This is a genomic window from Bhargavaea ullalensis (assembly GCF_042432615.1).
Lineage (GTDB): Bacteria > Bacillota > Bacilli > Bacillales_A > Planococcaceae > Bhargavaea > Bhargavaea ullalensis.
The window spans coordinates 160252-181563 of record NZ_JBHLWY010000043.1 but is presented as its reverse complement, the minus strand read 5'-3'; the positions used below and the strand labels follow the sequence as shown (position 1 = coordinate 181563).

The following is a 21312-nucleotide window of genomic DNA, read 5'->3' as shown; positions in this document are numbered from 1 at the left end:
TTCAAGCATGATGCTTCACGGCTCCAGCGCATCAGCAATGTACCGATAAAGCTCTTCATGGACGCCGTATTGCAGTTCATTGCCCGGATTCCCGGCATGAAATTGCTCAGCCTGGCTCCACAATTCCGGCTCGCCGCCCGAAAAAGTCCCGATGATTTCCTTCCATCGTCCGGCCAGGCTCCGCACTTCGGCATTTTCAGCGGATGTTCCTTTTTCATATTCTGCATGAAGGCGATCGATCAATCCCTTGAATTCTTTTTCGAGCCGCTCAGCTTCGGCAACGTCAATCCTTTGAACGCTTTCTTTCATCCTATCCAGATTCTGTTTTGAGAAATATAACTCCTGGTTCAACCTCAGTGCCTCCAGTATATTTAAGATATCCTGAAACGGCATTTCTCCCCGTGCGCGGGCGGTGAACAGAGCTGTTTCCAGTTCTTCCAGCAGTTGCTGCTGCACGGCGATTTCACTCCTCAAGCGCTCGATCTGCACTTCCAGGATTTCTGCGATCGAGTGCCGGCTGCCTTGTTCTGTATAGGATTGGATTTCCTCCAGCGGGACGCCCATTTGCCGCATGGAGATGATCGGCTGAAGCCTGGCCAGATCGGCTTTTGTGTACTGGCGATGGCCCGACTCGGTATGCCGGGACGGAGAAAACAGCCCGATCTGGTCATAATAACGCAATGTCCTCACGGTCAAGCCGGTGAGCTCCGCAACCTCCCCCACCTTCCAGGTTTCTTTCAATGGCTCCACTCCTTCCCCATGTTTTTTATGCCGAGCCCAACCTTCGCAGATCCTCCGTTTCCAAAAGATGCTCACGGCCGCACACATGGCAGACCGCCTTTGCCGGCTCCGATTGTGCGATCATTTCTTCGACCTCCTCTGCAGAGAGAGACTGCAGCATGCCCAGAAACATTTCTTTTGTACAACCACAGAAGAAACGGCATTCGCTTGTTCCGAGGAACTGCAGCCCGGGAAAAGCCATTCGAAGAGAGTGTAAACTTTTATCGAGATTACCCGCATTGATGCCGGCAGGCAACTCTGGACGGGAACGCAAGACCTCCTTCACTTCCTCCAGCAAGTGTGAGGGGGCTCCCGGGAGGAGCTGGGCATAGGAAGCATGGCTCGACAATGGCATGCCGTCTTCTCCTGTGCGGATGAGCGCTGCAAGATGGGTGGCCGTCTGGTCACTCTGCATGAAATAGTTTTCAAGGTCCTTCGTAATCTCCCTGTTCGGCATGTCCGTAATACTCGTGAACTGATGTAGATCTGTGCCCTTGATTACCCGGATGGTCCCATTGCCGCCTATCATCTTCTCTTCACCGGTTTCACCGTCACAAGGAAATTCCGCAAGCGCCCCGTTCATATAGCCCCTCACATTCCCTCCGGCATCCGCCTCCGTGAAAAGCTTTTGAGATCGGTTTGTGAGTGTCACGGAAAGGCTGATCCGGTCGGTTCCTTTAAGCGTTCCGGTCAGGATGCTCATTACCGATATCATTTTTCCCAGCAGTTGCTTCGGCAAGCCGGCAACGGACTGATTCATCTCATATACTTCTTTCAGAAGATCCGTATTGTCCAATACATACAAGCGGATCTGCCCGCCGTGGATGAGTGTTTTGATGATCTGGTTTCCTATGTGAATCTCCTCCCCGCTTCGTCTGTGTTTCCACTATAATTCATGACGTAACGTAAGGTTCAACCCATAAGCGGAAATGTTTTGGGATATGTACAAATAAGCACCGGAAACCGGCGACGGCTAAAACAATAATCACCCTTTCAATTCAGCTTTCCGCCCGGTTAGAAAATCTGAATATTGCTCTGTCTTTTCTGCAATATACTTGGCTCGTTGCCGGGCTTCCTCCAGCTGGGCAAGCGCCGTTTCCCGCTGTTTCTTCATGATTTCATAACGCTTTCCTATGGTGGCTTCGCCCTGCCTGCAGAGGTTGATGTATGTCCGGATGTCATCGATGGACATGCCGCACTGCCTCAGGTGCTTGGCGCACAGCAGCCAGGAAACCGCACCTTCATCGAACAGCCGGATATTGTTTTGGTCGCGCTTGAGGTCCGGCACAAGTCCTTGATCTGTATAGTAGCGGATGGTGTGCTCGGGAAAGCCGAGCTGCTCCGCCACTTCTTTCACAGTGCGCATCGATTCGCCTCCTTTCAAAATCGGGTTCCGGAGATGGATTACAGGGAAGTGTATTTCTATAGGGGTTGTGACCCGGATCCAGGCGGCCATGCCCTGATCATTCCTAAACGAAAAGAAAGAGGTGTTTCAAATGTGCACAACAGTCGGATTTTCCTGCCGGGACGGCTTTGTTTTTGGACGGACGCTTGAGATGGGAGTCGAATTGGACAATCAGGTGCTTTTCGTCCCGGCCGGATACAAAGGATTCATCCAAGAAGACGGGGCCGCGTATGACGCACGTTATGCGACCATCGGTACGGCCTTCATGGATATGGCGGCGTTCGGCGACGGGATCAACGAAATGGGACTGATGGGGTCGAGCAATCTGTTGCCCGGCTGTGCGTCCTTTGCAGATCATGCCGTGGACGGAAAGATCAATCTGACGACAGCCAATGCCTTCAACTATTTGCTGAGCCGGTGCAAGAACATCAAGGAAGTGAAGGAAGAGGCAACAAAACTTTCATTGCCTGCACGAAGCGCGGCAAGCGGCACCCCTTCCGGAGAAATGCACTTTTTCTTCATGGATGCAGACGGAAACCGCGTCGTCCTGGAACCCAAGCACGGACAGCTTCAGGCTTTCGATAATCCGTATGGCGTCTTGACCAATTCTCCTGAATTCCCATGGCATGTGACGAACCTGAGGAACTACCTGCAGCTTCAGCCGGAGAACATTGAACAGAGAACCTGGAACGGAGCGGTCCTTTCCAAGTTTGGAGAAGGAACCGGTCTCGCCGGCCTGCCCGGAGATTTCACACCGCCTTCGCGGTTCGTCCGCGCTGCTTTCTTCGTTTCCGCGACACCAAGGGATCTTGCCCGCCCGGCCGCCATTCTGCAGGCATTCCGGATTTTATCCCAGTCGGATATCCCGGACGGGGCGGTCATCGATGAAAAAAGCGGATACCGGGACAAGACGCTGTATACGGCAGTCATGGATACTTCAAAAAAATCCTACACCGTCAAATGCCATGACAACATCAACCTTCAGCCTTTCCGGCTTGAGGATTTCAAAGATGAGCGGGACCTCCGCTTCATCTGTCTGGACAAGGAAATGCACCTCTGAAAACAAGGCTGCCCGGAAACTTCAAAAGGTCCCGGGCAGTCATTTTCGGCTGATTCACGGCCGTCCGTACGCCCGGCTGTAAGATCGGCCGGACAACACCATCCGCCGAACGGTTTCAAGACGGAGCGCTTCGTAGCGGGCAAGTGCTTCAGCAGACTTCTGTCCCCGGATTCCCTTTGATGCGCACTTGCCAAGCGTTACGACGTCCTGTAGCGATTCATTGAACCCGCTGGCGGTGATCGGCGCCGGAACGTGGGCGGCGTCCCCGACGATGGTGATTCTCCCCCTTGCAAGGCGGTCTGGCACATACTCCTTGATCGGGATGCCGATCACCGTCCGGTCTCTGATGGAACGGAGCGCTGCAGTGCGCCAGGGCTCCGGAAACTGCCCGGACACTTCATCCGCCAGTACATCCAGGAACTCATCGGGTATTTCCTTCCCTTGCAGCGTGCGGTGCACGACCGACCCTTCCACGCAGCCGAGGCGTCGCAGCAGGCCGCTCCGGGTGTTGTCATACCAGGTGCAGCCGACCCGCCGGTCCACAGGCTGTCCGCCGGTTCCGTCCGTCTCAAGGACCGATCCGAACTTGAATCCCCCGTCAGCGCCGAACATATCCACCTTGCCGCTTCTCCCCGCCGGCTTCATGGCCGCGGGCAATTCATCTTCACCGATCGAAGTGATCCATGCCATGTATCCCGCGTATTCGGCTTCAGTATGATCCGGAGCGACCGATGCCCGCACCCGGCTGCCGTGGCCGTCGGCTCCGATCAGGACATCTCCCTTGAACATTCCGCCGTCTTCCACGACAGCCCAGGCCGCTTCCTCATCCTGGCCGACCGTCAGGACACGCTTGTGATATTGCAGCCGGATCCTCGGGTCGCTTTTCGCCTCTTGGCGCAGGCGGTTCTCTATCGCAGACCAGAGCAGGACTTTGCTTTTTCCGTCCGAGACGAGGTTCTTTAGGATCTTTTCTGTTTTTGACACGCCAAATGTTCCGCCATCCGCCCGGAGGCCGGAGCCGCCGGGCCGATTTTCGCCGACCTTGTCCAAAATGGTGACCTGTATGTTCTCCTGCGCGAGTGCAATCCCCGCCATCAGTCCGGAAAGCGAGGCGCCGACAATGACAGCTGTTCCATTCATGTTCTCGGTGATTGTTTGCTTCATGAAAAGGCCTCCCTTTTTATATTCCAGTATATCGCCTTCGAGCAGCTCGAAGTCAAAGGAAGGGCCTGCGCCGGTTCAAGTGAAAAAAGCATGGAAGGCCGAAGCTTCCCATGCTTTTTAATGCGCCGTTTTACCGGACCCTCTTCCCGGTCAGACGAGCAGCTTGCCCCGGAAACCGCGTGCGGCATAGTAAGAGGAAGCGCCGTTGTGATAGACGAAGACATGTCCGTAGCGCCAGTCACAGAACAGGGCGCCTCCGAGCGCACGGATGTCGCCCGGCGTCCGGATCCAGCTGGACGTCTTCCGGTCTACGGGCCCGAACGTTTGAAGGTGTTTGTATTCGTCTTCGGAAAGCAGTTCGATCCCCATCGCGGACGCCATTTCTTCCGCGCTCGTCTCGGGCTTGTTTTTGGCCCTCGACTCGAGTGCCAGGCGGTCATAGCAGGTGCTCCTGCGGCCTTTCGGGCTCTCGGGGGAGCAGTCATAGAAGAGATACCCGTCCGTCTCTCCGTCGCGTCCCACGACGTCCGGCTCGCCTCCGGTCCGCTCCATCTCGCCAAGCGACCAAAGCTTGTCAGGCCGTGCCTCCAGCCTGGATTGCACCTCTTCCCAGCGGATGCCTTCGTGGCGTCCGGAATGCTGTTCAAACCGGTTCTTCAGCACGGCAAGCAGTTCCTCCTGCTCCCCGGCCTGCAACTCCCGTCTTACCCCATGTTGCTTTGTCATTTTCGTTCCCTCCTTCACATCGGCTGCCTTCTATCGTATCGCGTTTCCCGCAGGCCGGAAACCATTTTATGTCCGACCGGCGCAGGCGTTTAAAAACCAAACAGGTAGTTCAGCACCGGCGCGATGACCAGCCCGAAAATGAGCATCGTGCAGATCAGCGTGCCCAGTGTATAAATGACGCCGAGACGATTGAAGCGGAGGGTCTCCGGCGTCTCCACGATCCGGTAGCTGTGCTTTCTTCCGCACGTTTCGCAGCGGATGCGGTATCGGACTTTCTTGTACAGTCTCTGTTTGCCGAAAACACCGGCTCTCACACGGATCTCCCTTCTTTTCCAAGTCAGGGAGGAAGCTTGACCGTACGGCACTTCCACCGGATGCGGACAATCATCCGACACGAGAGTGAGCCCAGAAGTCTCATACCACTCCTGCCTGCGCAGTGCTTTCTTGTAAAGAATTCTTCCGGTCACAAGGCCCGCAATGATGACGAGGAAGAAGATGAAAAATGCCGAAACGATCTTCATTGTGCATTCATCCTTTTTTTCTCTCCTTGGACTCCGGCTTTAATCTCAGTTTAAAGTTCACGGTCAACGAAGTCCATCGTTCCAAGGAGAAGAGCACAAAAAACCCCTTCCCGGAAAACCGGGAAGAGGCTATGATGGTTCGGATTAGCGCTTCGAGAACTGAGGTGCCCGACGTGCGCCTTTGAGACCGTATTTCTTCCGTTCCTTCATGCGTGCGTCACGCGTGAGGTGACCTGCAGATTTGAGCGCAGGGCGGAATTCAGGGTCCACTTGAAGAAGAGCGCGTGCTACGCCGTGGCGGATTGCGCCGGCCTGGCCGGTGAAGCCGCCGCCGTTGACGTTGACGAGAACGTCGTAGCTGCCGAGTGTTTCCGTTGCAACAAGCGGTTGCTTGATGACTTCACGGAGAGTTTCGAACGGGATGTAGTCTTCTGCGTCACGGCCGTTGATGACGACTTTGCCTTCGCCGGGTACGAGGCGTACGCGGGCAACGGAAGTCTTGCGGCGGCCGGTGCCGATGTATTGAACTTGTGCCAAGTTGGTTCCTCCTCTAAATTACCCGCGAAGTTCGTAGACTTCCGGTTGTTGTGCTTGGTGCGGATGCTCAGCGCCTGCATAGACGTTCAGCTTGCGGAACATCTGACGGCCGAGCGGGCCTTTTGGAAGCATGCCTTTGATGGCAAGCTCGAGCATGCGCGTAGGGTACTTGTCGCGCATTTCGCCGGCAGTCCGCTTGCGGATGCCGCCCGGGTGGCCGGTGTGACGGTAGTAGATCTTGTCCTGGAGCTTGTTGCCCGTGAGTTCGATCTTTTCAGCATTGATGATGATGACGTGGTCGCCAGTGTCTACGTTCGGTGTGTACGTTGGTTTGTGCTTGCCGCGCAGGATCGATGCGACTTCGGAAGCGAGACGGCCGAGCGTCTTGCCTTCCGCGTCGATGACGAGCCATTTGCGGTCAACGTTTTGGGCATTCGCCATGAAAGTTGTACGCATGTGGTAGTCCTCCTATATTTCGTTCAATCAGTTCCGTTTCTATATCCCTAACACAAAGAAACCTTACCGGGGCATTCTTTAGTGGGGTTATTGAAATACCGTTTATCATCATACCGTGGATCGATGGGGAAGTCAACCATTTTCCCGAAAACGCCAGGAAAAGTTGTTTCATTCCCCGTAGTGCACTTTTTCCAGGTACAGCCCTTGCGGCGGCGCGGTTTTACCGCCTTGCGTCCGGTCTTTTGCAGTGAGGATCCCCGGGATGTCCGCAGGATCCAGCAGTCCGGTGCCCGCCGCCCAGAGCGTGCCGGCGATGATGCGCACCATGTTGTAGAGGAATCCGCTGCCGGTGATGACCATGTGGAGCTCGTCGCCGTGCTCCTCGAACCGGATCTCCTCCACCGTGCGCACTTTGTCCGCGACGTCCGTCTTCGCCGAGCAGAAGCTCGTGAAGTCGTGCGTGCCGACGAGATGCGCCGCACCGGTTTTCATGCGGCCGATGTCGGGCACCCCGCCGCGGGACGGCGAGGCGAAGTGGCGGCGGAACGGGCTCGGCACTTCAGCAAGCTCCCAGATGTACCGGTACGTCTTGCCGGTCGCCGAGAAGCGGGCATGGAAGCTCTCCGGCACTTCTTCCGCATGCAGCACGCGGATGTCGGCGGGCAGGCGCGTATTCAGCACCTTTGGCCACCGGTCGCCCGGGATGCCGAGCGGCGTGTCGAAGTGGAGCACCTGGCCAATCGCATGCACGCCTGCATCGGTGCGTCCGGATGCCGCCACCCGGATGGCGGAGCCTTTATGGATGACCAAGAGCGCCGCCTCGAGCTCCTGTTGCACGGTCCGTCCCTCCGGCTGGATCTGGTAGCCCTCAAAGCCGCTCCCGTCGTATGAGATGATCACCTTGATGCGCCTCATCGGCTTCCCTCCTTCATTGCCGCCAAGCGGGGGTTCAGCCCCTCAGCAGCCACAGTCCCGCAATCAGGGCGGCCAGCACGAGCATGGCCACGGTGTCGCGCCAGTCCCACTTGAGCTGCCGGTACCGCGTCCTGCCCTCTCCCCCTCGGTAGCCGCGCACTTCCATGGCGACGGCGAGGTCTTCGGCGCGCTTGAAGGCGCTGACGAAAAGCGGGACGAGCAGCGGAACGACGGCCTTGACGCGTTCCTTCATCGTCCCCGATGATATGTCCGATCCCCGGGCGAGCTGGGCTTTCAGGATCTTGTCGGTCTCGTCCATGAGCGTCGGGATGAACCGGAGAGAAATCGACATCATGAGGGCGAGCTCATGCACCGGGAACCGGATCTTCTTCAGCGGGCCGAGCAGCACTTCCAAGCCGTCCGTGATGGAGATCGGCGACGTCGTCAACGTCAGCAGCGACGTCATGAGCACGAGGACGAGGAAGCGGACGGAGATGTAAATCCCCTGACGCAGCCCTTCTTCGTACACTTTGATGAAGCCGAGCTCAAACAGCAGGTCGCCCTGCTTCGTGAAGAAGATGTGAAGCAGGAAAGTGAAGGCGATCAGGAAGATGACCGGCTTCAGGCCGCCGATGAGAAAGCCGATCCGCACTTTGGAGACGAGGATCGAGAACAGCGTGAATGCCAGCAGCAAGCCATATGACAGTGTGTTATTCGCAAGGAACACCGCCGCGATGAAGATGAAGACAAAGATGAGCTTCGTCCGCGGATCGAGCCGGTGGACAAATGAATCACCCGGGATGTAGCGACCGAATACCATTTTCTCCATCATCGGGCGCCGCCCCCTTTCCCGACGGCCGCCGCGAGATAATCGGCGAGCTGTTCTTCCGTCAGGCGGGGCGGTGATGGAGGCAGTCCTGCCCCTCGTTCGAACTCGCGCTGGAAGGCGACGGTGCGCGGGACGCCGAGCCGCCAGCGGGCCAGCCGCTCCTCGTCGCCGAACACCTCTTCTGGAGGCCCCTGCATGACGTCCGTGCCCCCGTGCATGACGATCATGTGGTCGGCATAGCGGGCGGCGTCTTCCATGCTGTGGGTCACCAGGATGGTCGTCATGTCCCGCTCGTCGTGCAGCCGGCGGAACAGGTCCATGATTTCATTGCGCCCGGATGGATCGAGCCCGGCGGTCGGCTCATCGAGGACGAGCACGTCCGGATCCATTGCGAGCACCCCCGCGATCGCCACGCGGCGCATCTGGCCGCCGGACAGGTCAAACGGAGATTTCTCCGCCGTCCCCTCCGGAAGACCGAGCAGTCCGAGGAGTTCCAAAGCGCGCGCCCTTGCCTGCTCTTCCGGCACGCCGAAGTTGAGCGGGCCGAACATGACGTCTTTCAGGACCGTTTCTTCAAACAACTGATGCTCCGGGAACTGAAAGACGATCCCGACTTTGCGGCGGACCGGGCGCAGCTGCTTGCCCTTCGTCTGCCGGGTGATCTCCGTGTCCCCGACGCGCACAACGCCCTCCGTCGGCTTCAGGAGCGCGTTCAGGTGCTGAAGGAGGGTCGACTTCCCGGACCCCGTATGACCGATGATGGCCGTGTAGGAACCGGACGGAATGCGGATGTTGACATCCTCGAGCGCCCTTTTCTGAAACGGCGTGCCCGCAGCGTATGTATAGCCTACCCGTTCGAGCGTGATGTCCATAGACTTTCCACCAACTTCCGTTCCGACATGGTTTCCCGGAGAGGCAGTCCCCGGTCCCGGAGAAGGGCAGTCATCCTCGCCGCGAACGGCAGGTCCAGGCCGAGCGCCGTCAGCTCTTCCCCTTTTGCAAATACTTCTGCGGGCGTCCCCTCGGCGAATTTCCGGCCCCGGTTCATAACGATGATCCGGTCGGCGAGCAGCGCCTCCTCAAGATCATGGGTGATCGAGATGACGGACAGCCCCGTCTTTTCCCTCAGTTCAAGGATGACCTTGATCACTTCCTCACGTCCCTGCGGATCCAGCATCGACGTCGCCTCGTCCAAGATGAGCAGCCGCGGCTTGAGGGCAAGCGCCCCCGCGATCGCCACGCGCTGCTTCTGGCCGCCCGAGAGATGCTGCGGCTCATGGTCCATGAAACCGTCCATCTTCACCTGGGCGAGCGCCTCTTGGACCCGGACTGTCATCTCCTTGAACGGGATGCCGTTGTTCTCCAGTGCAAACGCCACGTCATCCTGCACGGTCGCGCCGACAAACTGGTTGTCCGGATTCTGGAACACCATGCCCATCTGCGACCGCTTGTCCCACAGGTTCTCTTCGGTCAGGGTGTCGCCGAACAAGCCGACCGTCCCCTCCTGCGGGAACAAAAGACCGATCATGAGCCGGGCGAGCGTCGACTTGCCCGAACCGTTGTGGCCGACGACCGCGATCCATTCGCCCTGCTGCATGCCGAGCGACACGCCGTCGACGGCGTAAGGTTGATCCGGCTCATCCGGTGTATAAGTAAAACGGATGTCCTCCATGGACAGAATCCGTTCCATCGTCATTCCTCCTCTGCTCCACTCTGCTGTCTATTCTAACGGAAACCGGCTCTTCTGTCGTCCGGCCGCGGGTGCGTTCCCCGGTTGCCGGACGAGGCGGGTACGGCGGCATTGCGGCGGAACAGGAACGTTTTCGGGGATACAATCAACGTTTTGGCGGATACAATCAACGTTTCCGCCGATACAATCAACGTTTCGCCGGATATAATCAACGTTTCCACGGATACAATCAACGTTCGGCCGGATACTGCCGTTCCGCACCCCGGTTCCGTCTTTTGGTAAAAAAAAAGCGCGCACCCCAAACGGTGACTGCGCTTTTGTCGTATGGCGTTTCCGGCGGGTGCTCACGCCGCCGGCACCGATTGGGGTGCGTAGAGCTAGACGGGATCGGACGCGGAATGCGCCGCCCATCGTAACGCTCTGCTTTTTCATTGTCGTATAAACCGGATAGAAGAAAAAGGGGTGCCGTCCATGCTCAGTAAACAGCACGCCCTTATCCTTCAGGTCAAAGTCAGATCAGACGAGTTCGATGATGACGACCGGTGCACCATCGCCGCGGCGCGGGCCGACTTTCATGATGCGCGTGTAGCCGCCCTGGCGGTCAGCGTAGCGTGGCGCAACATCGTCGAACAGCTTCTGGATTGCGTAAACGGTGGTTTCATTGCCTTCTTCGTCGGTTTTCGCGACGGTTTCACGGCGGATGAATTCTGCAGCCTGGCGGCGTGCGTGGAGGTCACCGCGTTTCCCCAAAGTGATCATTTTCTCAACGACGGAACGGAGCTCTTTCGCGCGCGTTTCAGTCGTCTGCAGACGTTCGTTGATGATGAGGTCAGTCGCAAGGTCACGCAGCATCGCTTTGCGCTGGGAGCTTGTACGTCCGAGTTTTCTGTAGCTCATCGAGTTTCCCTCCTTCTTGTGGATATCGATCGGCCGAAGCCGTTGAGGTCAATCTTCGTGGCGCAGGCCGAGCCCGAGATCTTCAAGTTTCGCTTTGACTTCTTCGAGTGACTTGCGGCCGAGGTTGCGCACTTTCATCATCTCTTCTTCGGACTTGTTCGCGAGTTCCAGCACCGTGTTGATGCCGGCACGCTTCAGGCAGTTGTAGGAGCGGACGGACAGGTCAAGTTCCTCGATGGTCATCTCCAGAACTTTTTCCTTTTGGTCTTCTTCCTTCTCCACCATGATTTCGACGGATTGTGCTTCATCCGTCAGCCCGACGAAGATGTTCAGGTGCTCGGTCAGGATTCTGGCCCCGAGCGAAATCGCCTCTTGCGGCCCGATGCTGCCATCGGTCCAGACGTCGAGGGTCAATTTATCGTAATCGGACGACTGCCCGACACGTGTGTTTTCCACCTGGAAATTGACGCGTGAGACTGGGGTGTAAATGGAGTCGATCGGGATCACGCCGATTGGCAGATCTTCACGCTTGTTCCGGTCGGCCGGAACGTATCCGCGTCCGCGCTGTGCATACATGCGCATGCGCAGGTGGCCGTTCTTGCCGACGGTCGCAATGTGGAGATCCGGATTGAGGATTTCTACATCACTGTCGTGGGTGATGTCGGCAGCCGTGACCGCCTGGTCGCCCTTCACGTCGATTTCGATGACTTTCTCGTCATCCGAGTAGATTTTCAGGGCGAGCTGCTTCACGTTCAGGATGATGGTCGCCACATCTTCGACGACTCCCTCAACGGTGGAGAACTCATGGAGGACCCCGTCAATCTGGATCGAAGTGACTGCTGCACCCGGCAGCGAAGACAGGAGGATCCGGCGCAGGGAGTTCCCCAGCGTGGTTCCGTATCCGCGCTCGAGCGGTTCAATGATGAACTTCCCGTAGCTGTTTTCTTCCGTCTTTACAGGTTCAATCCTCGGTTTTTCTATTTCGATCATTCAATTCACCCTCCCTCAAAACGTCCATGCATGGCGGTTCCTATTGGAAATCGAACTTACAAGACAACGATTGCAGGATCACAAACCAGTTTATCCGTAAATCTCGTTTCTCAATCAAATGGACGGACAGCCATTATACGCGGCGGCGTTTTGGAGGACGGCAGCCGTTGTGAGGCACTGGAGTCACGTCGCGGATTGCAGTTACTTCGAGGCCTGCAGCCTGAAGTGCGCGGATTGCGGCTTCGCGTCCTGCACCAGGACCTTTAACAGTGACTTCAAGTGTTTTCATGCCGTGTTCCATGGAAGTGCGGGCTGCAGTTTCTGCTGCCATCTGTGCTGCGAACGGAGTGGATTTACGGGAACCCTTGAATCCGAGAGCACCTGCGCTCGACCAGGAAACTGCGTTGCCTTGAGTGTCCGTGATTGTCACGATCGTGTTGTTGAAAGTGGAGCGGATGTGCGCGATGCCGGATTCAATATTCTTTTTCACGCGGCGTTTGCGCGTTTGTTGTTTACGTGCCATTTGTTCAGCAACCTCCTTTGCTTATTATTTCTTCTTGTTCGCGACGGTCTTGCGTGGACCTTTGCGGGTACGTGCGTTGTTCTTCGTGTGTTGTCCGCGTACAGGAAGGCCTCGGCGGTGGCGGATTCCGCGGTAGCTGCCGATTTCCATCAGACGCTTGATGTTCAGGGAGTTTTCGCGGCGAAGGTCGCCTTCGACTTTCAGTGCGTCGATCTCTTCACGGATCTTGTCGAGTTCGGCGTCTGTCAGGTCGCGGACGCGAGTGTCTTCGGAAACGCCTGCATCAGCGAGTACCTTTTGGGAAGTTGTTTTCCCGATACCGAAAATATAAGTGAGCGCGATGACTACGCGCTTGTCGCGCGGTACGTCTACACCAGCAATACGTGCCATATTCTATCGTGCACCTCCTTGGGGATTATCCTTGACGTTGTTTGTGTTTAGGGTTTTCACAGATTACCATAACCCGACCGCGACGGCGGATGACTTTGCACTTTTCGCAGATCGGTTTAACAGATGGCCTTACTTTCATCGGATTACAACCTCCTTATCGTCCGGAGTGCTTCAGATCATTTGTATCGGTATGTGATACGGCCACGGGTCAGATCGTAGGGGGAAAGTTCTACAGTCACCCGGTCACCGGGCAGAATGCGGATATAGTGCATCCGGATCTTCCCGGAAACATGAGCCAGGATCGTGTGGCCGTTTTCGAGTTCTACGTTGAACGTTGCGTTCGGCAGGGTCTCGACGACTTTGCCTTCCACTTCGATTACATCATCTTTCGCCATCCATCATCATCCCTTCAGGTCAAAATTTAAGGTCTCTCTTCATCCCGCTATGCCTTGCCTTTCAACATATGACCGGTCTGCATGAGAGATGTCCGAAAGACTACCAGCGGATCCCGTTTCCGGGAACCCGCCCGGCGCTTTCCTGCAAACACACCAAGCGGGATGAGGTCGGCCGGAAAGGCCGGCCGTGCGGGTTCCCCGCCCTGGGGCGGTCGGATCCACGGTACCCATTATACCTTGTTCCGGCGGGCATTGCATGGCCCGTGTCCCGGCATCCGGCAAAACTGCCGATGGCCGGCACGTCCGGACTTCACATGCCGCATTGCAGGATCGTCATGCTGCCCCGGCAAGGGCTCAGCTGCGTGACAGCAGCCGGTCGATGTCGAGGAACACATCATCGATATCCTGCTGCCCGTCGATATTGGCCAGAACGCCTTTGTCGCCGTAGTAGGCGAGCAATGGTTCGCTCTGCTTCATATTCACTTCCAGGCGGTTGTTGACGGTCTCCGGGTTGTCGTCGGCGCGCTGGTAGAGCTCCCCGCCGTCCTTGTCGCAGATCCCTTCTTCTTTCGGAGGGTTGAAGACAAGGTGGTAGGAAGTCCCGCATACTTTGCAGATGCGGCGGCCGGTCAGCCGTTTGACGAGTTCGTCATGCTCCACCCGGATGTTGATGACATGGTCAATCTTCCGGCCAAGCTCGGACATGATGCTGTCCAGGGCTTCGGCCTGGGCGACGGTGCGCGGGAAGCCGTCGAGGAGGACTCCGCTTTCGCAGTCCTCTTTCGACAGGCGCTCGCGCACGATGCCGATGGTCACTTCATCAGGGACAAGCGCCCCTTCGTCCATGAACTTCTTGGCCTGAAGACCGAGCTCCGTTCCTTCCTGAATGGCGGAACGGAACATATCGCCTGTAGAGATATGAGGGATTTCGTACTTCTCGACAATTCTGTCCGCCTGGGTGCCTTTTCCGGCGCCCGGCAGGCCCATCAATACGATATTCATACGTCTTGCCCTCCTACAGTGTTGTACCCGGCCGGAAAAGCGGCCGGTTCACGCAATCACTTCATGAACCCTTTGTAATGGCGCTTGACGAGCTGTGCTTCCAGCCCTTTCATCGTTTCGAGCGCAACCCCGACGACAATCAGAAGGCTGGTGCCCCCGATCTGGACGGACTGCGGCAGCCCCGCCAGATTGATGAAGAAGATCGGCAGTACCGAGATGACTGCGAGGAAGATTGCACCGACGAAGGTCAAGCGATACAGTACGCGGGTCAGATAGCTTTGCGTGTCGTTGCCCGGGCGGATGCCCGGAATGTAGGCGCCCTGCTTCTTCAGGTTGTCTGCGACATTCTCAGGATTGACCTGCACGAATGCGTAGAAATAGGTGAAGGCAATGATGAGCGCCACATAGATGATCATCCCCACCGGCTTCGTATAATCGAAGATCTCAATGATCGCGGCCGTCCATTTGTTCTGGCCAAAGAACGAGGCGATCGATTGGGGGGTTATGATGAACGCGACGGCGAAGATTACCGGAATAACCCCCGCGGCGTTTACTTTCAATGGCAAGTGGGTCTGCTGGCCGGCCTGTTGGCGGCCGCGGCCCGTTACGCGCTTCGCATACTGGATCGGAATCTTCCGGAGCGCCTGCTGGACGTACACAACGCCCACCGTAATGGCGACAACCGCAAGAACGAGCAGGATGAGAATCAGGATGTTCAGGAACAGGCGGTCACCCGCGTCCTGGATCTGCTGGGCGTAGATCTGGTTTGCAGCATTCGGAATCGCAGCCACGATCCCGGCGAAGATGATGATCGAAATGCCGTTGCCGACCCCTTTCTCGGTGATCTGCTCACCGAGCCAGAGAAGGAACGACGTACCCGCCGTCAAGACCACCGCAATCACGAGGTAAGTCGTGAAGCCGTCATCTTTGATCAGCGTGCCGCCATACATGCGGTTGAAGCCGTAAGACATGGCGATCGACTGGATAAACGCCAGGACGACCGTGAAGTACCGGGTGAACTGGGCCAGTTTCTTGCGCCCGACCTCGCCCTGTTTCGCCCATTCGGCGAATTTCGGGACAACATCCATCTGAAGCAGCTGGACGATGATCGATGCCGTGATGTACGGCATGATCCCCATCGCAAGGATGGAGAAGTTCGCGAGCGCACCGCCCCCGAACGTATTCAGAAAGCCGATGAGACTGAAGTCGTCGGCTGCCTGGAGTGCTGACGCATCGACGTTCGGCACCGGGATGAACGTCCCGAGCCGGAAGACGATGAGCAATGCCAGCGTAAAGAAGATTTTACTCCGGATTTCCCGGACGCGCATAAAGTTTGAGAGGGACTGGAACATCAGATCACCTCTGCGGAGCCGCCTGCGTTCTCAATTGCTTCCTTGGCGGATGCAGAGAATTTGTGGGCCCGCACAGTGACCTTCTTCTCGAGCTTGCCGTTGCCGAGGACCTTGATACCGGATTTCTCCTTGCTGACGATGCCTGTTTCGAGAAGGAGCGCTGGAGTGATCTCCGTGCCTTCTTCGAAGCGGTTCAGCGTATCGAGGTTCACGATGGCATATTCCTTGCGGTTGATGTTCGTGAAGCCGCGCTTAGGCAGGCGTTGGAACAAAGGAAGTTGCCCACCTTCGAAGCCAAGGCGCACACCGCCGCCGGAACGGGCCTTCTGGCCGTTCGCACCGCGGCCGGATGTCTTGCCGTTGCCGGAGCCCGGTCCGCGTCCTACCCGGTTGCGTTCTTTACGGGATCCCGTTGCAGGTTTCAGTTCATGCAGTTTCATTTGACTGGCACCTCCTTGTTTATGGATTGAATTAGATTTCTTCTACTGTGACCAGGTGGTTGACCGTGTTGATCATGCCGCGGATTGCCGCGTTGTCTTCATGCTCAACTGTCTGGTTCGTCTTGCGGAGGCCGAGTGCTTCGACCGTTTTGCGTTGAGCCGGTTTCGCACCGATCACGCTTTTCTTAAGGGTGATTGCGAGTTTAGCCATTAGTTTTCCCCCCTCAGCCCAGCAGTTCTTCTACGGATTTGCCACGGAGTTTTGCAACATCCTCGGCACGCTTGAGTTCTGTCAGGCCCTGGATTGTCGCGCGGACCATGTTGATCGGCGTGTTGGAGCCGAGAGATTTCGAAAGGATATCCGTGATTCCTGCGAGTTCAAGCACCGCACGGACAGGACCGCCCGCGATTACACCGGTACCTGGCGCTGCAGGCTTGATGAATACGGAACCTGCACCGAAACGTCCGAGTACTTCGTGTGGCGTTGTGCCGTTCACCATCGGTACGTTGATGAGGTTTTTCTTCGCATCTTCAACGGCTTTGCGGATAGCATCAGGAACTTCCTGTGCCTTTCCTGTGCCGAAACCGACGCGGCCGTTCTTGTCACCGACGACGACGAGTGCCGTGAAACGGAAGCGGCGTCCGCCTTTGACGACTTTCGCTACGCGGTTGATCGTTACTACGCGTTCTTCGAACTCACTTTTCACTTCATTGCGACGCATTAAAGAGTCCCTCCTTCTTTATTAAAATTCCAGACCGTTTTCACGGGCTGCTTCTGCCAGAGCTTTGACGCGGCCGTGATAGAGGTATCCTCCGCGGTCGAAGACGACAGACTTGATATTCTTTTCGGAAGCGTTCTTCGCGATAGTTTCGCCGACTTTTGCCGCAGCTTCCGTATTGGAAGAGGAAGATGCCTCGAAGCCATTGTCCATAGTGGATGCACTTGCAAGTGTCACGCCATTTGCATCGTCGATCAGCTGAGCATAGATATGCTTGTTCGACCGGAAGACGTTCAGGCGCGGACGCTCGGCAGTGCCACTGATTTTGGAACGCACGCGTGCGTGGCGTTTTTTCCGGACTTCGTTCTTGTCCTTTTTCGTAATCATCGTGGTCACTCCTTTCGATGCCTATGCGGCATTATTTCCCTGTCTTACCTTCTTTGCGGCGTACCTGTTCGCCTTCGTAGCGAATCCCTTTGCCTTTGTACGGCTCAGGCGGGCGTACCGCGCGGATGTTGGATGCAAGTGCGCCTACGCGCTCTTTGTTGTAGCCGCGGACGGTGATCTTCGTGTTCGAAGGAACTTCGATTTCAACGCCGTCTTCGGGGATGAATTCAACCGGGTGGGAGTAGCCGACGTTCAGCACCAGCTTGTTGCCCTGCTTCTGCGCACGGTAACCGACACCGACGAGTTCGAGGGATTTCTCGAAGCCTTTCGATACGCCTTCGACCATGTTGTTCAGAAGCGAACGGGTCGTGCCGTGTATCGAACGGTGTTGTTTGTTGTCAGTCGGGCGGGTCAGTGTGATGACGTTGCCTTCCTGGTTGATCGTGATGTCTTCGTTGAATGTACGAGTCAGTTCGCCTTTCGGGCCTTTAACCGTGACGGTGTTGTCATCGGCAATCGTGACTGTCACGCTTTCAGGCACTTCGATCAGCTTATTGCCAATACGGGACATGTTGTTGCACCTCCATTCGATTGTAACTGATTACCAGACGTATGCGACGACTTCGCCGCCGACTTGCTTCGCGCGAGCTTCTTTGTCCGTCAGGAGACCCTGGGACGTGGAAACGAGTGCGATGCCGAGACCGTTCAGGACTTTAGGGATTTCGTTTGTCTTTGCGTAGACGCGAAGACCCGGTTTCGAGATCCGCTTGAGGCCTGTGATGACGCGTTCGTTTTCCTGGCCGTATTTGAGGAAGATCCGGATGACCCCTTGCTTGTCATCTTCGATGTATTCCACGTCACGGACGAACCCTTCGCGCTTCAGGATTTCGGCAATCTCTTTTTTCATGTTGGAAGCAGGAACTTCCAGTTTCTCATGGCGTACCATGTTGGCGTTGCGGATACGTGTGAGCATATCTGCGATCGGATCACTCATAGTCATTGTGTTTAACCTCCTTCCCAGAATGGGGGATTACCAGCTGGCTTTTTTCACGCCAGGCAGTTGCCCTTTGTATGCAAGTTCACGGAAACAGATACGGCAAAGCTTGAATTTGCGGTATACAGAGTGCGGACGTCCGCAGCGTTCGCAGCGGGTGTACTCTTGCACTTTGTATTTAGGCGTGCGCTTTTGCTTTGCGATCATGGATTTCTTAGCCACAATTTCGCCTCCCTTTCGTTTACTTTTGGAACGGCATGCCGAACTGAGTCAACAGTTCACGGGCTTCTTCGTCCGTGTTTGCAGTCGTGACGATGACGATGTCCATCCCACGTACTTTAGAAACTTTATCGTAGTCAATTTCCGGGAAGATGAGCTGTTCCTTCACGCCGAGCGTGTAGTTGCCGCGGCCGTCGAATGCTTTCGTGGAAACGCCACGGAAGTCACGCACACGAGGGAGGGCGATGGAGACAAGCTTGTCGAGGAAATCATACATGCGCTCGCCGCGGAGCGTTACTTTCGTTCCGATCGGCATTCCTTCGCGGAGACGGAAGCCGGCGATGGATTTCTTCGCTTTCGTGACGATCGGCTTTTGGCCGGCGATGATTTCGAGGTCCTCTACGGCAGCATCGAGTGCTTTCGTGTTTTGGACAGCGTCGCCGACACCCATGTTGATGACGATTTTTTCGATTTTCGGCACTTGCATGACCGATTTATATTCGAATTTGCTCATGAGAGCAGGTGTGATATCGCTTTTGAATTTCTCTTTCAGGCGGTTCATCAGGAGTACCTCCTTCCTCTAGTCGCTTATTTCTTGAATGGATCGGCGATGATTTCGCCGGATTTCTTGGCGACGCGGACTTTCTTGCCGTCTTCGCCGACTTTATAGCTGACACGAGTCGGTTCGCCCGATTTCGGGTCGAGCAGCATGACGTTCGATACGTGGATTGCAGCTTCTTTGCTCACGATGCCGCCCTGCGGGTTTTCCTGGTTCGGCTTCGTGTGCTTTTTGGCGATGTTGACGCCTTCCACGATCACACGGTCTTTCTTAGGGAATGCAGCAAGGATGACGCCGGTTTTCCCTTTGTCTTTTCCTGTGATCACCTGGACTTTATCACCTTTTTTAACGTGCATTCTCTTGCACCTCCTTGGTTGGCACTACCCTATGGATTAAAGGACTTCAGGAGCCAGCGAAATGATTTTCATGAAGTTGTCGTCGCGGAGTTCGCGCGCAACCGGTCCGAAGATCCGTGTTCCGCGAGGGCTCTTGTCGTCACGGACGATGACACATGCGTTTTCGTCGAACTTGATGTAGGAACCGTCTTTCCGGCGGACGCCGCTCTTTGTGCGGACAATAACAGCCTTGACGACGTCGCCCTTCTTGACAACGCCCCCTGGTGTTGCTTTCTTCACCGTGCAGACGACGATGTCGCCGACGTTCGCAGTCTTGCGTCCGGAACCGCCGAGCACTTTGATCGTGAGGACTTCACGCGCGCCGGAGTTGTCAGCGACTTTCATACGACTCTCTTGTTGGATCATTGAGGGTTACCTCCTCTCAGGGTTGAGTTCTCAATCAGATGATGACCGCTTTTTCGATGACTTCGATCAGGCGGAAACGCTTTGTAGCAGACAGCGGGCGTGTTTCCATGATGCGGACGACGTCGCCGATTTTGGCTACATTGTTTTCGTCATGTGCCTTGAATTTCTTCGAGTACTTGACGCGCTTGCCGAGTTTCGGGTGCTTTTTGTACGTTTCAACGACAACTGTGACGGTTTTGTCCATCTTGTCGGAAACAACGCGGCCCGTATACGATTTACGGTTGTTACGCTCTTCCATGCTTGCAGCCTCCTTTATCAGTTGTTGGCGCTGATTTCGCGTTGACGAATGACGGTCTTCATGCGCGCGATCGACTTGCGCACCTCACGAATGCGAGCTGTGTTCTCGAGTTGGCCGGTCGCAAGCTGGAAACGGAGGTTGAAGAGCTCTTCTTTCAGCGATTTCACTTTTTGTTCGATTTCAGCAGTGGTCAATTCACGGATTTCATTAGCCTTCATTCGATTCACCACCAATTTCTTCGCGTTTTACGAACTTGCTCTTCACCGGCAGTTTGTGGGAGGCAAGGCGGAGTGCTTCGCGGGCAGTTTCTTCTGGAACGCCTGCGATTTCGAACATGATGCGGCCTGGCTTGACGACGGCCACCCATCCTTCGACGGCACCTTTACCGGAACCCATCCGGACTTCAAGAGGTTTTTTCGTATATGGCTTATGAGGGAAGATTTTGATCCATACTTTACCGCCACGCTTCATGTAACGGGTCATGGCGATACGTGCGGATTCGATCTGGCGGTTTGTGATCCAGCCGGATTCAACAGCCTGGAGGCCGTATTCGCCGAACATCACTTCGCCGCCGCCTTTAGTTTCACCGCGCATTTTGCCGCGGTGTACACGACGGTGTTTCACACGTTTAGGCATCAACATGATTAGTTGCCTCCTTCCTCGGATTTCTTCTTGACAGGAAGGACTTCGCCGCGGTAAATCCATACTTTAACACCGAGTTTGCCGTAAGTTGTGTCGGCTTCCGCGTGAGCGTAGTCGATGTCGGCACGGAGTGTATGGAGCGGAACGGTCCCTTCGCTGTAGTGTTCGGCACGGGCGATGTCTGCACCGCCGAGACGGCCGGATACTTGTGTGCGGATCCCTTTGGCGCCTGCGCGCATTGTGCGTTGGATCGCTTGTTTTTGTGCACGGCGGAACGAAGCACGCTGTTCAAGCTGGCGGGCGATGTTTTCTGCGACGAGTTTCGCATCAAGATCTGCACGCTTCACTTCAACGATGTTGATGTGCACACGCTTGCCTGTGAGTGCGTTGAGTTGTTTGCGGAGCGCTTCGACTTCCGAACCGCCCTTCCCGATTACCATGCCGGGCTTCGCAGTGTGGATGGTGACGTTCACGCGATTGGCTGCACGCTCGATTTCCACTTGGGAAAGGGAAGCGTCTTTCAGTCTTTCGTCGATGAACTCACGGATCTTCAAGTCTTCATGCAACAGTGCTGCGTAGTCTTTCTCAGCGTACCATTTGGACTCCCAGTCACGAATGACTCCGAGTCGCATACCATTTGGATGTACTTTTTGACCCACGA

At 56.1% G+C, this 21312-nt stretch carries 35 protein-coding genes; 1 reads left to right on the top strand and 34 read right to left on the bottom strand.

From position 1 onward, the window contains the following. Window positions 1-15: 15 nt before the first annotated feature. The 3 genes from ACFFIY_RS12965 to ACFFIY_RS12955 form a co-directional block, all read right to left on the bottom strand. On the bottom strand, window positions 16-741 hold the full coding sequence (locus tag ACFFIY_RS12965) for a MerR family transcriptional regulator (protein WP_354194508.1): 726 nt from the start codon (window positions 739-741) through the stop codon (window positions 16-18). A 25-nt stretch (window positions 742-766) separates the two neighbouring features. Further along, window positions 767-1618: an Hsp33 family molecular chaperone HslO gene (locus tag ACFFIY_RS12960; RefSeq protein WP_354194831.1), complete on the bottom strand. Its 852-nt coding sequence runs from the start codon at window positions 1616-1618 to the stop codon at window positions 767-769. 147 nt (window positions 1619-1765) lie between these two features. Next, a complete protein-coding gene (locus ACFFIY_RS12955; RefSeq protein WP_354194506.1) occupies window positions 1766-2146 on the bottom strand; it encodes a MerR family transcriptional regulator in 381 nt (126 codons plus the stop codon). 130 nt (window positions 2147-2276) lie between these two features. Here ACFFIY_RS12955 and ACFFIY_RS12950 point away from each other — a divergent pair, with 130 nt between their 5' ends. Next, the gene (locus ACFFIY_RS12950; protein WP_354194504.1) at window positions 2277-3245 is read left to right on the top strand and encodes a linear amide C-N hydrolase; all 969 of its coding nucleotides are present in this window, start codon (window positions 2277-2279) and stop codon (window positions 3243-3245) included. A gap of 54 nt (window positions 3246-3299) precedes the next feature. Here ACFFIY_RS12950 and ACFFIY_RS12945 read toward each other — a convergent pair whose 3' ends face one another. The 31 genes from ACFFIY_RS12945 to rpsC all read right to left on the bottom strand — a co-directional run bounded on the left by ACFFIY_RS12945 (window position 3300) and on the right by rpsC (window position 21310). Next, the gene (locus ACFFIY_RS12945; protein ID WP_354194502.1) at window positions 3300-4409 is read right to left on the bottom strand and encodes an FAD-dependent oxidoreductase; all 1110 of its coding nucleotides are present in this window, start codon (window positions 4407-4409) and stop codon (window positions 3300-3302) included. Window positions 4410-4559: 150 nt separating this feature from the next. After that, on the bottom strand, window positions 4560-5135 hold the full coding sequence (locus ACFFIY_RS12940) for a DUF4256 domain-containing protein (protein ID WP_354194500.1): 576 nt from the start codon (window positions 5133-5135) through the stop codon (window positions 4560-4562). A gap of 89 nt (window positions 5136-5224) precedes the next feature. Then, window positions 5225-5656, bottom strand: a complete 432-nt coding sequence (locus ACFFIY_RS12935) for an eL42 family ribosomal protein (RefSeq protein ID WP_354194498.1) — start codon at window positions 5654-5656, stop codon at window positions 5225-5227. A 144-nt stretch (window positions 5657-5800) separates the two neighbouring features. Further along, window positions 5801-6193, bottom strand: a complete 393-nt coding sequence (gene rpsI / locus ACFFIY_RS12930) for a 30S ribosomal protein S9 (protein ID WP_354194496.1) — start codon at window positions 6191-6193, stop codon at window positions 5801-5803. Between the two features lie 18 nt (window positions 6194-6211). Next, entirely contained in the window at window positions 6212-6649 is a 438-nt protein-coding gene (rplM, locus tag ACFFIY_RS12925; RefSeq protein WP_076758863.1) for a 50S ribosomal protein L13, read from the bottom strand. Between the two features lie 168 nt (window positions 6650-6817). Next, complete coding sequence (gene truA, locus ACFFIY_RS12920; RefSeq protein WP_354194494.1) at window positions 6818-7564, bottom strand: tRNA pseudouridine(38-40) synthase TruA; 747 nt, start codon at window positions 7562-7564, stop codon at window positions 6818-6820. A 34-nt stretch (window positions 7565-7598) separates the two neighbouring features. Beyond that, complete coding sequence (locus ACFFIY_RS12915; RefSeq protein ID WP_354194492.1) at window positions 7599-8396, bottom strand: energy-coupling factor transporter transmembrane component T family protein; 798 nt, start codon at window positions 8394-8396, stop codon at window positions 7599-7601. Continuing rightward, window positions 8393-9265: an energy-coupling factor ABC transporter ATP-binding protein gene (locus ACFFIY_RS12910; protein ID WP_354194490.1), complete on the bottom strand. Its 873-nt coding sequence runs from the start codon at window positions 9263-9265 to the stop codon at window positions 8393-8395. Before ACFFIY_RS12910 ends, ACFFIY_RS12915 begins: the two co-directional genes overlap by 4 nt. Beyond that, a complete protein-coding gene (locus ACFFIY_RS12905; RefSeq protein WP_354194488.1) occupies window positions 9241-10083 on the bottom strand; it encodes an energy-coupling factor ABC transporter ATP-binding protein in 843 nt (280 codons plus the stop codon). The genes ACFFIY_RS12910 and ACFFIY_RS12905 overlap by 25 nt, the downstream gene beginning before the upstream one ends. A 516-nt stretch (window positions 10084-10599) precedes the next feature. Further along, complete coding sequence (gene rplQ / locus ACFFIY_RS12900) at window positions 10600-10980, bottom strand: 50S ribosomal protein L17 (protein WP_354194486.1); 381 nt, start codon at window positions 10978-10980, stop codon at window positions 10600-10602. Between the two features lie 48 nt (window positions 10981-11028). Next, the gene (locus ACFFIY_RS12895) at window positions 11029-11970 is read right to left on the bottom strand and encodes a DNA-directed RNA polymerase subunit alpha (RefSeq protein WP_354194484.1); all 942 of its coding nucleotides are present in this window, start codon (window positions 11968-11970) and stop codon (window positions 11029-11031) included. Between the two features lie 133 nt (window positions 11971-12103). Next, window positions 12104-12493 (bottom strand): 30S ribosomal protein S11, encoded by a 390-nt coding sequence (gene rpsK / locus ACFFIY_RS12890; protein ID WP_354194482.1) that lies wholly within the window; start codon window positions 12491-12493, stop codon window positions 12104-12106. A gap of 24 nt (window positions 12494-12517) precedes the next feature. Next, window positions 12518-12883, bottom strand: coding sequence for a 30S ribosomal protein S13 (gene rpsM / locus ACFFIY_RS12885; protein ID WP_354194480.1), 366 nt, complete (start codon window positions 12881-12883; stop codon window positions 12518-12520). 25 nt (window positions 12884-12908) lie between these two features. Further along, window positions 12909-13022, bottom strand: a complete 114-nt coding sequence (rpmJ, locus tag ACFFIY_RS12880) for a 50S ribosomal protein L36 (RefSeq protein ID WP_076758849.1) — start codon at window positions 13020-13022, stop codon at window positions 12909-12911. A gap of 37 nt (window positions 13023-13059) precedes the next feature. Next, complete coding sequence (gene infA, locus ACFFIY_RS12875; protein ID WP_040225815.1) at window positions 13060-13278, bottom strand: translation initiation factor IF-1; 219 nt, start codon at window positions 13276-13278, stop codon at window positions 13060-13062. Window positions 13279-13632: 354 nt separating this feature from the next. Next, the gene (locus tag ACFFIY_RS12870) at window positions 13633-14280 is read right to left on the bottom strand and encodes an adenylate kinase (protein WP_354194477.1); all 648 of its coding nucleotides are present in this window, start codon (window positions 14278-14280) and stop codon (window positions 13633-13635) included. Window positions 14281-14336: 56 nt separating this feature from the next. Then, the gene (gene secY, locus ACFFIY_RS12865) at window positions 14337-15632 is read right to left on the bottom strand and encodes a preprotein translocase subunit SecY (protein WP_354194475.1); all 1296 of its coding nucleotides are present in this window, start codon (window positions 15630-15632) and stop codon (window positions 14337-14339) included. Then, window positions 15632-16072, bottom strand: coding sequence for a 50S ribosomal protein L15 (rplO, locus tag ACFFIY_RS12860; protein ID WP_354194473.1), 441 nt, complete (start codon window positions 16070-16072; stop codon window positions 15632-15634). The genes secY and rplO overlap by 1 nt, the downstream gene beginning before the upstream one ends. A 31-nt stretch (window positions 16073-16103) precedes the next feature. Beyond that, window positions 16104-16283 (bottom strand): 50S ribosomal protein L30, encoded by a 180-nt coding sequence (gene rpmD / locus ACFFIY_RS12855; RefSeq protein ID WP_354194471.1) that lies wholly within the window; start codon window positions 16281-16283, stop codon window positions 16104-16106. Between the two features lie 13 nt (window positions 16284-16296). Continuing rightward, window positions 16297-16794, bottom strand: a complete 498-nt coding sequence (rpsE, locus tag ACFFIY_RS12850; protein ID WP_354194469.1) for a 30S ribosomal protein S5 — start codon at window positions 16792-16794, stop codon at window positions 16297-16299. Between the two features lie 21 nt (window positions 16795-16815). Beyond that, window positions 16816-17178 (bottom strand): 50S ribosomal protein L18, encoded by a 363-nt coding sequence (gene rplR, locus ACFFIY_RS12845; protein ID WP_354194467.1) that lies wholly within the window; start codon window positions 17176-17178, stop codon window positions 16816-16818. Between the two features lie 31 nt (window positions 17179-17209). After that, window positions 17210-17749, bottom strand: coding sequence for a 50S ribosomal protein L6 (rplF, locus tag ACFFIY_RS12840; protein ID WP_354194465.1), 540 nt, complete (start codon window positions 17747-17749; stop codon window positions 17210-17212). Between the two features lie 30 nt (window positions 17750-17779). Continuing rightward, entirely contained in the window at window positions 17780-18178 is a 399-nt protein-coding gene (gene rpsH, locus ACFFIY_RS12835; RefSeq protein ID WP_076758837.1) for a 30S ribosomal protein S8, read from the bottom strand. 30 nt (window positions 18179-18208) lie between these two features. Next, a complete protein-coding gene (locus tag ACFFIY_RS12830; RefSeq protein ID WP_008298870.1) occupies window positions 18209-18394 on the bottom strand; it encodes a type Z 30S ribosomal protein S14 in 186 nt (61 codons plus the stop codon). Between the two features lie 19 nt (window positions 18395-18413). Further along, window positions 18414-18953 (bottom strand): 50S ribosomal protein L5, encoded by a 540-nt coding sequence (gene rplE, locus ACFFIY_RS12825; RefSeq protein ID WP_354194461.1) that lies wholly within the window; start codon window positions 18951-18953, stop codon window positions 18414-18416. A gap of 26 nt (window positions 18954-18979) precedes the next feature. Beyond that, entirely contained in the window at window positions 18980-19306 is a 327-nt protein-coding gene (rplX, locus tag ACFFIY_RS12820) for a 50S ribosomal protein L24 (protein WP_354194459.1), read from the bottom strand. Between the two features lie 36 nt (window positions 19307-19342). Beyond that, window positions 19343-19711, bottom strand: a complete 369-nt coding sequence (gene rplN, locus ACFFIY_RS12815) for a 50S ribosomal protein L14 (RefSeq protein ID WP_076758830.1) — start codon at window positions 19709-19711, stop codon at window positions 19343-19345. Window positions 19712-19745: 34 nt separating this feature from the next. Continuing rightward, entirely contained in the window at window positions 19746-20009 is a 264-nt protein-coding gene (gene rpsQ, locus ACFFIY_RS12810; protein ID WP_354194456.1) for a 30S ribosomal protein S17, read from the bottom strand. Window positions 20010-20026: 17 nt separating this feature from the next. Next, on the bottom strand, window positions 20027-20227 hold the full coding sequence (gene rpmC, locus ACFFIY_RS12805) for a 50S ribosomal protein L29 (RefSeq protein WP_040225839.1): 201 nt from the start codon (window positions 20225-20227) through the stop codon (window positions 20027-20029). Beyond that, window positions 20217-20651, bottom strand: a complete 435-nt coding sequence (rplP, locus tag ACFFIY_RS12800) for a 50S ribosomal protein L16 (RefSeq protein ID WP_354194454.1) — start codon at window positions 20649-20651, stop codon at window positions 20217-20219. The genes rpmC and rplP overlap by 11 nt, the downstream gene beginning before the upstream one ends. A gap of 2 nt (window positions 20652-20653) precedes the next feature. Next, window positions 20654-21310 carry a 30S ribosomal protein S3 gene (gene rpsC / locus ACFFIY_RS12795; protein WP_354194452.1) on the bottom strand — a complete coding sequence of 219 codons (657 nt, stop codon included), beginning with the start codon at window positions 21308-21310 and terminating at the stop codon, window positions 20654-20656. Window positions 21311-21312: the final 2 nt, after the last annotated feature.